This is a genomic window from Pseudomonas sp. F2, from assembly GCF_057174385.1.
In genome coordinates this window covers 5,559,221-5,572,188 of record NZ_CM169904.1, presented here as the reverse complement: position 1 = coordinate 5,572,188, position 12,968 = coordinate 5,559,221, and the positions used below count along the sequence as shown (strand labels likewise).

Below are 12,968 nucleotides of genomic sequence, written 5' to 3'. Positions count from 1 at the left end.
GAGCTGGCTTGCCAGCGATGCAGACACCTCGGTTCTGCAGATACACCGAGGTGATGCCATCGCTGGCAAGCCAGGCTCCCACAGGGACCGAGGCAAGAGTTCGGATACGCGACAACAACAAGAGTGAAACGACACAACGTTCGTGCCTCTAACCAATCGATTTTTATGGAGTAAACAACATGATTCCGGTGATCTTGTCAGGTGGTAGCGGTTCACGTCTTTGGCCGCTTTCGCGTAAGCAATTCCCTAAACAATTCCTGGCCCTGACCGGTGAACACACGCTGTTCCAGCAAACGCTGGAGCGCCTGGTGTTCGAAGGCATGGACACGCCGATCGTGGTCTGCAACAAAGATCACCGTTTCATCGTCAACGAACAGTTGGCCAACCGTAACCTCGAATGCCAGCGCATCCTCATGGAGCCGTTCGGCCGCAACACCGCACCAGCGGTAGCGCTGACCGCGATGATGCTGGTCAATGAAGGGCGTGACGAACTGATGCTGGTGCTGCCGGCCGATCACGTACTGGAAGACCAGAAAGCCCTGCAACGCGCCCTCGCCCTGGCCACCGTCGCCGCCGAAAACGGCGAGATGGTGCTGTTCGGCGTGCCGGCGACCAAACCGGAAACCGGCTACGGCTACATCAAATCCACCGGCGACTCGCTGCTGCCAGAAGGCGTCAGCCGCGTTTCGCACTTCGTTGAAAAACCTGACGTCAAACGCGCCACTGAGTACGTTGAATCAGGCGGCTACTACTGGAACAGCGGCATGTTCCTGTTCCGCGCCAGTCGCTTCCTCGAAGAGCTGAAAAAGCACGATCCGGACATCTACGACACCTGCCTGCTGACCCTTGAGCGCAGCCAGCAGGACGCCGACACCATCACCTTCGACGAAGCCACCTTCGCTTGCTGCCCGGACAACTCCATCGACTACTCGGTGATGGAAAAAACCCAGCGCGCCTGCGTGGTGCCGCTGACCGCCGGCTGGAGCGATGTCGGTTGCTGGTCGTCGCTGTGGGAAGTCAACGAGAAGGATGCCAACGGCAACGTCAGCAAAGGCGACGTGGTGATCCAGGACAGCAAGAACTGCATGATCCACGGCAACGGCAAACTGGTGTCGGTGATCGGCCTGGAAAACATCGTCGTGGTCGAAACCAAGGACGCGATGATGATCGCCCACAAGGACAAGGTCCAGGGCGTCAAGCAGATGGTCAACACCCTCAACGAGCAGGGCCGCAGCGAAACCCAGAACCACTGCGAGGTCTACCGTCCATGGGGTTCCTACGACTCGGTAGACATGGGCGGCCGTTTCCAGGTCAAGCACATCTCGGTGAAGCCGGGCGCCTGCCTGTCGTTGCAGATGCACCACCACCGCGCCGAACACTGGATCGTGGTCAGCGGCACCGCCGAAGTGACCTGCGATGACAACGTGTTCCTGCTCTGCGAGAACCAGTCGACCTACATCCCGATCGCCTCGGTGCACCGCCTGCGCAACCCGGGCAAGATCCCGCTGGAAATCATCGAAGTGCAGTCGGGTTCGTACCTGGGTGAAGACGATATCGAGCGCTTCGAAGACATCTACGGTCGCTCCACCCCGATCGAACGCGGCGTGTCGGTGAAAACCATCGCGCAGTGATCTCCCGGCAATAAGAAGCCCCCGTCCAGCCCGCTGCGTCCCCTATCCGCAGTGGGTTGGGCGGGGGCTTTTTTTAGAAGCAAAAGATCGCAGCCTGCGGCAGCTCCTACAGGGAAAACGCGTTCAAACTGTAGGAGCTGCCGCAGGCTGCGATCTTTTGACTTTACCCTGCCCATCGCCAACCTCACCTACGGTTAGGTAGGATGCCCCTCTATCCCTGCGAGGTTGTGCGACATGTTCATCGGCGTCTTGCTGGTCATTACCTGGCTGATCCTCTTGCTGCGTTATCCGGCCAAGGCCGTGCCGGTGTCGGTCGCGGCCGCCGTAGGTCTGGGATTGGTCGCGGTCTGGGTGGTGTGGCTGGACAACCGCGAGCTCAAGCAACTGGCACGCCTGGAGATGCGCATTGTCTATGCGCCCGAACAATGCCCGGCGGATCGCCCGCTGCAACTGAAAATGAACAACGGCAACGACGTGCCGCTGACCGAACTGCGCTGGCGCATCGCAGCCTACGCGCCCGGGGACACGGTCAATCTGGCCGACAACCAATACTCCGCCCCACGCTATCGCGGCCCCGGCGAACTGCAGGCCGGCGGTAACTGGGAAGACTGCCTGCCGATGCCACCGCTGCGCCCCGGTTACCGTCCGCAAACCCTGGAGTTTCGCGCAGAGCGTTTGCAGGGCAGTTTCTCCGACTGATCCCCCTCCCCACCTTTTTGCACAAGGAATGCGCCATGCCCGTTGCGTTGATTACCGGTTGCTCCAGCGGCATTGGCCGCGCCCTCGCCGATGCATTCAAAGCCGCCGGCTACGAAGTCTGGGCCACTGCGCGCAAAACCGAAGATGTCGCGGCCGTCGCCGCTGCCGGGTTCACCGCCATCGCGCTGGACGTCAATGACAGCCTGGCGCTGGAACAGCTCGCCGAACGCCTCAACCAGCAACACGGCGGCCTCGATGTGCTGATCAACAACGCCGGTTATGGCGCCATGGGGCCGCTGCTCGACGGCGGCGTGCCGGCCATGCAGCGCCAGTTCGAAACCAATGTGTTCTCGATTGTCGGCGTTACCCGCGCACTGTTTCCGGTACTGCGTCGGGCCAAGGGGCTGGTGGTGAACATCGGCAGTGTCTCAGGCGTGCTGGTGACGCCGTTCGCTGGCGCGTATTGCGCCTCGAAAGCGGCGGTGCATGCGTTGAGCGATGCACTGCGCATGGAGCTGGCGCCGTTCGGCATTCGCGTGATGGAGGTTCAGCCCGGGGCGATTCAGTCGAGCTTCGCCAAGAATGCCGGGCACGAAGCCGAGCAACTGATCAACGAGCAATCGCCGTGGTTTCCCTTGCGTGAGGGGATCCGCGCACGGGCCAAGGCCTCGCAGGACAAGCCGACGCCAGCCAGTGAGTTTGCGGCTGAGTTGCTCAAGGCTGTGCAGCGGGACAAGCCGCCACGCTTGATTCGTATCGGTAATGGCAGCCGCGCGTTGCCGTTGCTGGCGACGGTGTTGCCCAAGGGGTTGCTGGAGTCGACGTTGATGCGGCGGTTCGGGTTGCGTGGGAAGCTCTGAGACCGGATTGACGCTTTCGCGAGCAAGCTCGCTCCCACACTGGATCTGTGACACATCGAAGATCCCCTGTGGGAGCGAGCCTGCTCGCGAAGGGGCCAGATCAGCCAACACTCAGCCCCAGCCCTTCATGAAATCAATGAACGCCCGCACCTTCAACGGCAAATGCCGGGTATCCGGGTACTGCGCATACACCCCCTACCGGGCGAAGCGGTGATCGACCAGCAACCGCACCAATCGCCCCGCTTCCAGATCGTCCTGAATCAGCCACTGCTGCTCAGTTCGCTGTTGGGCGCATTGGGCGGCAATGATTTCCGCTTACTGCTTTCTCGCCGCCGCTCTGCTGAAGCTGTTGCCGATGGTCGCCGCGCTGCGTTTCGACGCCTCCACAGTGCTCGCCCTACTGAGCCCACCTTCCCTTCAGGAAAAACCCACATGATTGACTACAACGAATATTTTGATGAAGTGATCCAGGCCCACCTGGTCATCGAACGCTGGTTTGCCGTGGAGCAGGATTCGGCGGAACTTGCGCGCTTGCTGAGCCGGTTCTCGGCGGATTTTTCCATGGTCACGCGGCTGGGTCGGGCGCTGGATATCGAAGCCTTGCGCGGGCTGTTTCAGTCAGCAGGCGGGAAGAAGCCCGGGTTCCGGATCGAGCTCAGTGAGCTGCGCGGGATTGCCCTGCATGCGCATGGCGCAACGCTGAGTTATCGCGAACAGCAGAGCGATGCGAGCGGGTTGCACACTGATCGCCGGTCGACAGTGGTGTTTGAAAAGAGCGAAGACGGGCGGGTGCTGTGGCGGCATTTGCAGGAGACGTTTTGCAGCGAATAGATTTCCTGAGAAACCGCGTCGCCCCAATCGCGGGCAAGCCACGCTCCCACAGGTATCACGGCGTTCAAAGAATTTGCGCACGCCACAACATCTGTGGGAGCGTGGCTTGCCCGCGATGGCAGCGACGCGGTCTGTCAGTTGTCCACCGACTCTTGCTTCACCACCACCGTGCAAGTGATCCCCGCCGCCAGCAACACCCCCTCCGGCACGTCATCGATGTGAATGCGCACCGGTACCCGCTGTGCCAGGCGCACCCAGTTGAACGTCGGGTTCACGTCGGCGATCAGCTCGCGGCTTTCCGGGTTGTCGCGGTCGTAGATGCCGCGGGAAATGCTTTCCACGTGGCCCTTCAACACTTCGCCGCTCATCAGTTGCATGTCGGCTTTGTCACCCACGCGCACATGCGGCAGTTTGGTCTCTTCGAAGAAGCCGTAGACCCAGAACGAGTTCATGTCGACCACGGCCATTTTCGCTTCGCCAATGCGCGCGTAGTCGCCGCGATGCACGTTGAGGTTGGTCACGTAACCGTCCACTGCCGCGCGCACTTCAGTGCGTTTGAGGTTCAGTTCCGCGGCTTCCAGTTGCGCTTGTGCGTGTTGGTAATCGGCCAGCGCGGCGTCGGCGATGTTGCTGGCGTCGTCGCGGTTTTCCTTGGAGATCACCAGGTTGTCCAGGTCAGCGCGGCGATGGGCATTGACCTTGCGCATCTCCCAGGTCGACTTGCGCGAAGCCACCAGCGACTGCGCCTGCTTGACCGCGATGCGGTAGTGCTCCGGATCGATCTGCATCAGCAGATCGCCCTTCTTCACCAACTGGTTGTCGCGCACCGGTACATCGATGACTTCACCGGTGACGTCGGCCGCGACGTTGATGATGTCGGCACGAACCCGGCCGTCACGGGTCCACGGGGTGTTCATGTAGTGCTCCCACAGGGTCCGGCCAATCCACAGTGCCAGGGCCAGCACCAGCAGGGTCGCGAGCAGGCTGAAAAACTTTTTCATCAGAACGTTCTCAACGGTAGACAGTCAGCGCCATCGCGCCGAACAGACAGGTAAACAGACTCAGGCGCAGCAGCGCCGGGTGCCAGAAAAAGCGGTACAGGTCGAACCCCGAAAGGAACCGGTCCAGCGCCCAGGCCAGCGCCGCGGCGACAAAAAACATCAGGGTCATGGTCGGCATGTACACGCCGTGGAAAGCAATTTCACGAGGCATGGGCAAGTCCTTCGGGCTTGGCGACGGCATAGGCGGCGAGCGGTGATTGCGGGTCGAGCAACGAGGTGCGGATGAAGTGCAGGTAGCTCTTCACCCGACGCAGCGCGGAGGTGTCGAAGTGCGGCGCGAACGGCTCGTCGGTCGCGGCGACCCGGCTGATCGCGTGATCGACCGCGACCAGTGCACGCTCCAGATTGCTTGGGTTCGGTTGCAGAAACAGCCGCACCAGCGCCCGGCCCATGACGCGGATCGCCTGACGCCACGGCTGCGATTCGGCGTACGCCGGGTGCACCGGGAGGATCGCCTGTTCCTTGCGCAACTCGATGATCGCGTGGCCGACTTCGAGCACCACGAACATCCAGCGCAGCAGGTTTTTTTGTACCTTCGGCTGACCGGCAGCGAGGCCGTATGCCTGATGCAACAGATCGCGGGTGCGACTCTCGAAACTCGACGCCAGCCCCTTGAGTTTGCCGCTGATGGCGTAGACCACCTGACCGCGCAGGTCCTGCTCCAGCCGCTTCCACAACCAGCGGCTGTTCGGCGGCAGAATGATTGCCCCCGCCGCCGCGCACACCAGCATGCCCATGACCATGGCGATGTAGTCGTTGATGAAGGTGTAAGGGTTGTAGACGGTCAGGTTGTCCGGCACGGAACCTGTGCTGAAGAAGATCAGCAACCCCAGGCCGACCCCGGCATATTGCGGCCGCGACGTGAGGAACGAACCGAGCACGATCACCGGCGCGAGCATCACGCACAACAGCGGAAAACCGTCGATCCACGGGAAGATGAAAAACATCTCGACGAAGCCGATCAGCGCCCCGAGGAACGTCCCGCAGGCCATTTGAAAAGCCATGCGTTTCGGGTTCGGTGTGGCGGCGGACAAACCCACGGTGGCGGCGGCAATCAAGGTCATGGTCGCGCCACTCGGCCACGCGGTGGCCACCCAATAGCTGCCCAGCACAATCAGGATGAACGACGCGCGGATCCCCGAAGCCGCCGCGGCCCACCAGTTGGTTTGCGGGGTGAACGGCTCGTCCCAGCGCTCACGCTCGTGGCGGTGATCGGCCAGCGAGGCGTGGGTCTGTGCATAACTGTGCAAGTCATCGACGAAGCGATAGAGCAATTCGTAGGCGGTGTGGAAGTCCAGTTGCTCGGCTTCACTCGGAGCGGTTTCCTGGAAAATGCCGCGCAAGGTTCGCACGCGTGTCGGCAGGCCTTCCTTGTAAGTCGCCAACGCCGTCGCCAAGCGTGCCGCGTCCGGGCTGGTCAAGGCACGGCCACTGAAGCCGTCGAGCACTTCGGCCAGGTCCTGCAGGCCCGGTTTGATCGCGGCCACCACATGTTCTTCGCCATTGCCGCGCAGGCGCTCGAGCAACTGATGCAGGGCGTTGAAGCGTGTGGTGATGCCCATGAACTCGCTGTTCAAACGACTGAGGCGACCGTTGCGCCGACGCATGTGCGGGTCTTCGAACACGGTCACGCTGCGCAGCCCTTCCAGGCCTACGGCTTCGGCGATGAAGCGCACGTTGCTCGCTTCGAACGACTCGGCCTTGCTGCGCCCGCGCAGGCCATCGGTGACGAACAGCGCGAACACACCGAAGCGCTGATACAGGGCGTTGCGCATGGCTGCGCTGGCGGTTTGCGGCAGGATCGCGGCGCTGATCACGGTCGAGCAGAGAATCCCCAACGAGATTTCCAGCACCCGCCACACAGCGGCCATGAACGCACCGTCCGGGTGCGCCAGCGCCGGCAGTCCGACCATCGCCGCGGTGTAGCCAGCGAGGACAAAACCGTAGGCACGAAAATTACGGCAGCGCGCCGCACCCGCCGAACAAATGCCGACCCAGATTGCCAGCGAGCCCAAGAACAATTCGGTGTTCTGCGCGAACAGCGCGATCAGCGTGACCATCATCGCCGACCCGGCCAGAGTGCCGAGGAAGCGATAGAAACTCTTGGCGAACACCTGCCCGCTCTGCGGCTGCATGACGATGAACACGGTGATCATCGCCGTACGCGGTTGCGGCAACTCCAGGCGCATCGCAAGCCACAGCGTCAGGAACGCGGCGAGCAATACCTTGAAGATGTAGACCCAGGTCACGCCATCACTGCGCGCCCAGTCAAAGAAGCCACGGCGCCATTCCAGGGAGGCGAGCCAGCGTAGAGGTGCGGGCAAGGGAGTCATTAAATCTGCTCAATGATTGAGGACTGAAGAGTTATCTGTGGCAAACATCAATTTTTGTGGTGAACACAAACTCTGTGGTGAGGGGATTTATCCCCGATGGGTTGCGCAGCAGCCCCAAGAAAAGCCAATGCGGTGTGCCAAGCAGAACCGGTTTGCAGGTTTTGGGGCTGCTCCGCAGCCCATCGGGGATGAATCCCCTCGCCACAAAGGTTTTGTGTAGTGAGTTGTGTGTTCACCGCAGCAGAGTCGGGGTTTTCGGGGCTGCTGTTTGCTCGGCAGTCGGCACGTCATTACCCGCCCCGAGGCCGCCACCCAACGCCGTCACCAGCTCGGCATGCGCACTCAAGCGCGCCGCCTGCACTTGCTGCTGCACTTGCTGTTGCTTGAACAGCAAGGTCTGCGCATTGAGCACGTTGAGGTAATCGGTGAGGCCGCGCTGATAGGCAATCATCGCGATGTCGTAGGTCTTCTGCGCGGTGGCCACCGACTCGGCAGCGAAGGCTTGCTGCTTGTCCATCGACTCGCGGCGGATCAACTGGTCGGAGATGTTCTTCAGCGCATTGACCAGCGTCTGGTTGTAATGCGCCACAGCGATGTCATACCCGGCGGACGCTTCGCCCAGCTCACTGCGCAAACGTCCACCGTCGAAGATCGGCAACGAGATCGCCGGGCCGACGTTGTAGTTGAGCTTCTTGCCAGTCAAAAACTCCAGCGCCCCGCCGCCGGTGGCCATGTAGCCGAGGCTGCCGACCAGATCGACGTTGGGATAAAACCCGGCGTGCGCCACGTCGATCCCGCGTGCCTGCGCTGCCACTTGCCAACGACTGGCAACCACGTCCGGGCGTTGACCGAGCAACTCGGCGGGCAATGCCGACGGCAGCTTCAACGCAGCCCCCAGCGCCAAAGTCGGGCGCTGCAACTGCGCGCCGTCGCCCGGGCCCCTACCGGCCAGCGCGGCGATCTGGTTGCGGCTCAGGGCGATGGCTTCGTCGAGCGCATCCAGTTGCCGATGGGTTTCCGGCAACGGTGTTTCGGCCTGACTGACTTCGAAGTGCGTGCCGATCCCGCCATCCAGACGCTTCTGCGCCAGATCCAGAATCTGCTGTTGCTGCTTGAGGGTCGCGGCGACGATATCGCGCTGGGCATAGTGCAGCGACAGCTCGATGTAGGCGCGCACGATATTCTTCTGCAATTCCAGCTGCGCCAGCCGCGCTTCGGCGGCGCTCATGTGCGCCAGATCCACCGCGCGTTCGCTGGCATTGCTTTCGCGGCCCCAGAGGTCGAGGGCGTAGCTGAAGCCCAGTGCGGCGTTGTTGTCCCAGGTGGTGGTGTTGGCCAGCTCGCCCGGGCCGTAGAACTGGTCGGTCGGCCAGTTGTGGCGCTTGAGCGTCGACTCGCCATTGATCTGCAACGACTCGGCCGCTTCGGCGACACCGGCCAGCGCCTTGGCCTGACGCACCCGCGCCGCGGCCATGGCCATGCTCGGACTGCCCTGCACGGCGAGGTCGATCCAGCGATTGAGTTGCGGGTCGCCGTAGGCTTGCCACCATTGTGCGGTGGGCCAATTGGCGTCTTTGGCGGCGTGGGCAATCGCGTCGTCGGTGGCCAGGGTATTGGCCTCCAGTGCCTTGCCCTGCGGGGCAATTCCTCCGGTACCGATGCAGCCGCCAAGACCCAAAGTAAAAGCCAGAACACTGAGCGGCAAAAGCGCTCTGTTGATGCGACGCGGCACAGCTGCGAATTCCTGAAAGAGGATAAGGCGGGACGTGTTCCCTTCTGTAGGAGCTGCCGAAGGCTGCGATCTTTGATCCTGATTCCCTTAAAACAGAATCAAAAGATCGCAGCCTTCGGCAGCTCCTACAGGGAACGGCGCAATTCTAGGGAACGCCCTGTTCGGCGATAAGCTGGGATTCCTGTGAATCTTTGTTACCGTTAACGAGATAATCCCTTGGTCGGGGGTCTCAGCCCCTGAAACTTCGTGTCACAATTTGCCATCTCCCTTGAGAGCACCCCATGGACACATTGCAAAACATGCGCGCCTTCAGTTGTGTGGCCGAAGCTGGCAGCTTCACCGCCGCCGCCGTGCAACTCGACACCACCACGGCCAACGTCTCGCGCGCGGTCTCCAACCTGGAAGCCCACCTGCAAACCCGCCTGCTCAATCGCACGACCCGGCGCATCGCCCTGACCGAGGCCGGCAAGCGCTACCTGCTGCGTTGCGAGCAGATCCTGGCCTATGTCGAAGAAGCCGAAGCCGAGGCCAGCGAAGCCCACGCGCGCCCCGCCGGCCAACTGAAAGTGCACACCATGACCGGCATCGGTCAGCACTTCGTGATCGACGCCATCGCCCGCTACCGCAAGACCCACCCGGACGTGACCTTCGACCTGACCATGGCCAACCGCGTGCCGGACCTGCTCGACGAGGGCTATGACGTGTCCATCGTGCTGGCCAGCGAACTGCCGGACTCGGGCTTCGTCTCGCAACGCCTGGGCATCACCTACAGCATCGTCTGCGCCTCCCCGGCCTACGTGAAAGCCAACGGCTGCGCGCAAAAACCCAGCGACCTGCTGAACCACGCCTGCCTGCGCCTCGTCAGCCCGGTGATCCCCCTGGAAAAATGGGCCTTCAACGGCCCCGACGGCCAGGAAATGGTCACCATCAACAGCTCGCCGTTCCTGGTGAACTCCGCCGACGCCATGAAAGCCGCGATCATCAGCGGCATGGGCGTCGGCGTCCTGCCGGTCTACGCCGCCATCGAAGGCCTGCGCAACGGCACGCTGGTGCGGATGATGCCCAACTACCGCTCGCAGGAACTCAACCTGTACGCGATCTATCCGTCGCGGCAATACCTGGATGCGAAGATCAAGACCTGGGTCGAGTATTTGCGCGGGTCACTGCCGGAGATATTGGCGGCGCACCAAGCGGAACTGGCGGCTTATGAGTTGAGTGGCAGCCTCGCCGGAGCCCGTGTCGCCAACTGATTTTCAACACATCGCTAAACCTGTAGGAGCTGCCGCAGGCTGCGATCTTTTGCCCTTGATGTTTAACAATCAAAAGATCGCAGCCTACGGCAGCTCCTACAGAAGCGGTGATTTGAAGGGAGTTTTCCGACAGGTTTTGACGGTTGTGGCTCGGAAGTGGGGTGGATAGGCTGGTTCGGTCGCTGACACATCAGCGACCGGGTCTGGAAAACCCGAAGGATCAAAGCACATGACATAATGCCGCGCTTTTTCAGCGCCGGTGTTTCAGTTATGGCGGCTGTACGTGGGAGACCCTCGGGTCTGCCGGGTTTGATCCTTTGCCGGTTTTTCCAGCCTGCGTACAGCTGCCACCCACTTCGCCTGGAAACGAAAAGTGGCAGCTCCATTTCGTTAAAAGGATCTTTGCCATGATTAAGCCTTCACCCAATCCGCCCCCAGCGGAAAGCACGTCCCCCTACGAATCCCTCGATTCAAAAAAGCTCCACGACGCCGCCGAACGCGCCCTCGACCACTACCTGAAACCTTCCGCCGCCGCTGTAAGAATCCACAAACCCAGCAGCATGTTCCAGGTCGCCCCCGACATGGACAACGAAAGCCTGCTGGTTCACGCCTGCGAATCACTGGCCTCGGCGAGCATCATGACCAGCGACATTGCGGCCTACGTCGACAGCCCGCAGCGACAAACGATACTGGCGATCCAGCAAATCATCATGCTCGCCGAACTGGCGGTGAACCGGGTGCTGGATAACCACGAAATCTCGCAATCTCCAACACATAACTAATCCCCCTGTGGGAGCGAGCCTGCTCGCGAAGGCGCCAGCGCATTCAGTATTTATGTTGCCTGCCCCACCGCTTTCGCGAGCAGGCTCGCTCCCACAGGTAAATCGGGTGCATTCAGCCAGAACCTGGTCGGCTGTCAGGCCGCCATCGCTGGCAAGCCAGCTCCCACAAGGACTGAGTGGATTCAGTTAGATCCAGGTCGGCTGTCAGGCCGCCATCGCTGGCAAGCCAGCTCCGACAAGATCAAGATCAAAAGATCGCACCCTCCGGCAGCACCTACACAGGATGAGCGTTAGCTCGGCTGCAGCTCTTGATCTTGCCGTGCCGGCCCCTTCGGCAGGCTGAGTGGAGGGGTTTATCCGGGGGTGGGAGCGCAGCGACCGTTTGGCGCAGCCAAAGGCATCGAGAGGAGGTGCAGCGAAGCAAACCGGAGGCGATGCCCCCGGATAAACCCCGCAACGAAGGAACCCGAGCCTAAGCGAGGGCCGTACGCCGGGGCCCAGCGTTTTGGTTACTTTTGGGCGTCTGCAAAAGTGACTCGCCGTAAGGGCGAAACCGCCAGCCGCAACACCCCAAGCAACGGATAAACACCCAAAACCCCAAGAGCATGGTCGGCCCAGAGGCCGCCAAGACAAGCCAAACCCCACAAAGAAATGTTAGCGTGCTTGGTAATAAAGACAGCCGAGCCCAAGCCCAATGAAAAAAACAGTCCTGGCCTTCAGCCGCATCACCCCACCCATGATCGAACGCCTGCAACAGGAATTCGACGTCATCGTTCCCAACCCGAAGAACGGTGACATCAACGCCCAGTTCAACGAAGCCCTGCCCCACGCCCACGGCCTGATCGGCGTCGGCCGCAAACTCGGCAAAGCCCAACTCGAAACCGCCACAAAACTCGAAGTGGTCTCCAGCGTCTCCGTCGGCTACGACAACTACGACCTCGACTACTTCAATGAACGCGGAATCATGCTCACCAACACCCCGGACGTGCTCACCGAAAGCACCGCCGACCTCGCCTTCGCCCTGATCATGAGCAGCGCCCGCCGCGTCGCCGAACTCGATGCCTGGACCAAGGCCGGGCAGTGGCAAGCCAGCGTCGGCGCGCCATTGTTCGGCTGCGATGTCCACGGCAAGACCCTGGGCATCGTCGGCATGGGCAACATCGGCGCCGCCATCGCCCGCCGTGGCCACTTCGGCTTCAACATGCCGATTATCTACAGCGGCAACAGCCGCAAGCCCGAACTGGAACAACAACTCGGCGCACACTTTCGCAGCCTCGACGAGTTGCTCGCCGAAGCCGATTTCGTCTGCCTGGTGGTGCCGCTCAGCGACAAGACCCGCCACCTGATCAGCCATCGCGAACTGGGCCTGATGAAGCCGGGCGCGATCCTGGTCAACATCTCCCGTGGTCCGGTGGTCGACGAGCCGGCGCTGATCGAGGCGCTGCAGAACAATCGCATCCGTGGCGCCGGTCTGGACGTCTACGAAAAAGAACCGCTGGCCGAGTCCCCGCTGTTCCAGTTGAAAAATGCTGTGACATTGCCGCACATCGGCTCGGCCACCGGAGAAACCCGCGAAGCCATGGCCAATCGCGCGCTGGCCAACCTGCGCAGCGCCTTGATGGGCGAGCGTCCACGGGATCTGGTAAACCCGCAGGTCTGGCGCGGTTAAACAAAATCGGGCAAGTGCCAAAAGACACTTGCCCGACACGTTATGCACGCCCACATACTTTGCAATTCAACCCGACACCAAAACAATAGACCCCGCTATAAACTCTCCCGACATATCGAA

11 protein-coding genes and 1 pseudogene are annotated in these 12,968 nt (G+C 61.5%); 7 read left to right on the top strand and 5 right to left on the bottom strand.

All coding sequences use genetic code 11. The annotated features are described in order from the left end of the window. The first annotated feature begins 179 nt into the window (after positions 1-179). The 3 genes from AC193Q_RS25010 (at position 180) to AC193Q_RS25000 (ending at position 3,190) form a co-directional block, all read left to right on the top strand. Entirely contained in the window at positions 180-1,631 is a 1,452-nt protein-coding gene (locus tag AC193Q_RS25010; RefSeq protein WP_041064843.1) for a mannose-1-phosphate guanylyltransferase/mannose-6-phosphate isomerase, read from the top strand. 234 nt (positions 1,632-1,865) lie between these two features. Continuing rightward, positions 1,866-2,330, top strand: coding sequence for a multidrug transporter (locus tag AC193Q_RS25005; protein ID WP_483878936.1), 465 nt, complete (start codon positions 1,866-1,868; stop codon positions 2,328-2,330). 35 nt (positions 2,331-2,365) lie between these two features. Further along, entirely contained in the window at positions 2,366-3,190 is an 825-nt protein-coding gene (locus AC193Q_RS25000; protein ID WP_483878935.1) for an SDR family oxidoreductase, read from the top strand. A 111-nt stretch (positions 3,191-3,301) separates the two neighbouring features. On the opposite strand, the pseudogene AC193Q_RS24995 reads toward AC193Q_RS25000, so the two are convergent. Continuing rightward, a pseudogene (locus tag AC193Q_RS24995) lies at positions 3,302-3,460 on the bottom strand (LysR substrate-binding domain-containing protein); the annotation flags it as partial. 162 nt (positions 3,461-3,622) lie between these two features. Here AC193Q_RS24995 and AC193Q_RS24990 point away from each other — a divergent pair. Further along, positions 3,623-4,021, top strand: coding sequence for a DUF4440 domain-containing protein (locus tag AC193Q_RS24990; protein ID WP_476285412.1), 399 nt, complete (start codon positions 3,623-3,625; stop codon positions 4,019-4,021). Between the two features lie 134 nt (positions 4,022-4,155). Here the strand turns inward: AC193Q_RS24990 and AC193Q_RS24985 are convergent, their stop codons facing one another. The 4 genes from AC193Q_RS24985 to AC193Q_RS24970 form a co-directional block, all read right to left on the bottom strand. Continuing rightward, the gene (locus AC193Q_RS24985; protein WP_121183790.1) at positions 4,156-5,022 is read right to left on the bottom strand and encodes an efflux RND transporter periplasmic adaptor subunit; all 867 of its coding nucleotides are present in this window, start codon (positions 5,020-5,022) and stop codon (positions 4,156-4,158) included. Positions 5,023-5,032: 10 nt separating this feature from the next. Beyond that, the gene (locus tag AC193Q_RS24980; protein ID WP_003221811.1) at positions 5,033-5,233 is read right to left on the bottom strand and encodes a DUF1656 domain-containing protein; all 201 of its coding nucleotides are present in this window, start codon (positions 5,231-5,233) and stop codon (positions 5,033-5,035) included. Continuing rightward, positions 5,223-7,415 (bottom strand): FUSC family protein, encoded by a 2,193-nt coding sequence (locus AC193Q_RS24975; RefSeq protein ID WP_131671480.1) that lies wholly within the window; start codon positions 7,413-7,415, stop codon positions 5,223-5,225. The genes AC193Q_RS24980 and AC193Q_RS24975 overlap by 11 nt, the downstream gene beginning before the upstream one ends. 232 nt (positions 7,416-7,647) lie before the next feature. Beyond that, the gene (locus AC193Q_RS24970; RefSeq protein WP_483878934.1) at positions 7,648-9,147 is read right to left on the bottom strand and encodes an efflux transporter outer membrane subunit; all 1,500 of its coding nucleotides are present in this window, start codon (positions 9,145-9,147) and stop codon (positions 7,648-7,650) included. Positions 9,148-9,428: 281 nt separating this feature from the next. Here AC193Q_RS24970 and AC193Q_RS24965 point away from each other — a divergent pair, with 281 nt between their 5' ends. The 3 genes from AC193Q_RS24965 to AC193Q_RS24955 all read left to right on the top strand — a co-directional run bounded on the left by AC193Q_RS24965 (position 9,429) and on the right by AC193Q_RS24955 (position 12,848). Then, the gene (locus tag AC193Q_RS24965) at positions 9,429-10,397 is read left to right on the top strand and encodes a LysR family transcriptional regulator (protein WP_025112118.1); all 969 of its coding nucleotides are present in this window, start codon (positions 9,429-9,431) and stop codon (positions 10,395-10,397) included. Between the two features lie 407 nt (positions 10,398-10,804). Continuing rightward, positions 10,805-11,179, top strand: a complete 375-nt coding sequence (locus tag AC193Q_RS24960) for a DUF6124 family protein (RefSeq protein ID WP_483878933.1) — start codon at positions 10,805-10,807, stop codon at positions 11,177-11,179. Positions 11,180-11,873: 694 nt separating this feature from the next. Next, positions 11,874-12,848, top strand: coding sequence for a 2-hydroxyacid dehydrogenase (locus tag AC193Q_RS24955; protein WP_483878932.1), 975 nt, complete (start codon positions 11,874-11,876; stop codon positions 12,846-12,848). Positions 12,849-12,968 lie beyond the last annotated feature (120 nt).

Excerpts from the sequence above, each read along its gene's own strand:
- AC193Q_RS25010 (WP_041064843.1), top strand. The coding sequence starts at position 180 with ATGATTCCGGTGATCTTGTCAGGTGGTAGCGGTTCACGTCTTTGGCCG.
- AC193Q_RS25005 (WP_483878936.1), top strand. The coding sequence starts at position 1,866 with ATGTTCATCGGCGTCTTGCTGGTCATTACCTGGCTGATCCTCTTGCTG.
- AC193Q_RS25000 (WP_483878935.1), top strand. The coding sequence starts at position 2,366 with ATGCCCGTTGCGTTGATTACCGGTTGCTCCAGCGGCATTGGCCGCGCC.
- AC193Q_RS24990 (WP_476285412.1), top strand. The coding sequence starts at position 3,623 with ATGATTGACTACAACGAATATTTTGATGAAGTGATCCAGGCCCACCTG.
- AC193Q_RS24985 (WP_121183790.1), bottom strand. The coding sequence starts at position 5,022 with ATGAAAAAGTTTTTCAGCCTGCTCGCGACCCTGCTGGTGCTGGCCCTG.
- AC193Q_RS24980 (WP_003221811.1), bottom strand. The coding sequence starts at position 5,233 with ATGCCTCGTGAAATTGCTTTCCACGGCGTGTACATGCCGACCATGACC.
- AC193Q_RS24975 (WP_131671480.1), bottom strand. The coding sequence starts at position 7,415 with ATGACTCCCTTGCCCGCACCTCTACGCTGGCTCGCCTCCCTGGAATGG.
- AC193Q_RS24965 (WP_025112118.1), top strand. The coding sequence starts at position 9,429 with ATGGACACATTGCAAAACATGCGCGCCTTCAGTTGTGTGGCCGAAGCT.
- AC193Q_RS24960 (WP_483878933.1), top strand. The coding sequence starts at position 10,805 with ATGATTAAGCCTTCACCCAATCCGCCCCCAGCGGAAAGCACGTCCCCC.
- AC193Q_RS24955 (WP_483878932.1), top strand. The coding sequence starts at position 11,874 with ATGAAAAAAACAGTCCTGGCCTTCAGCCGCATCACCCCACCCATGATC.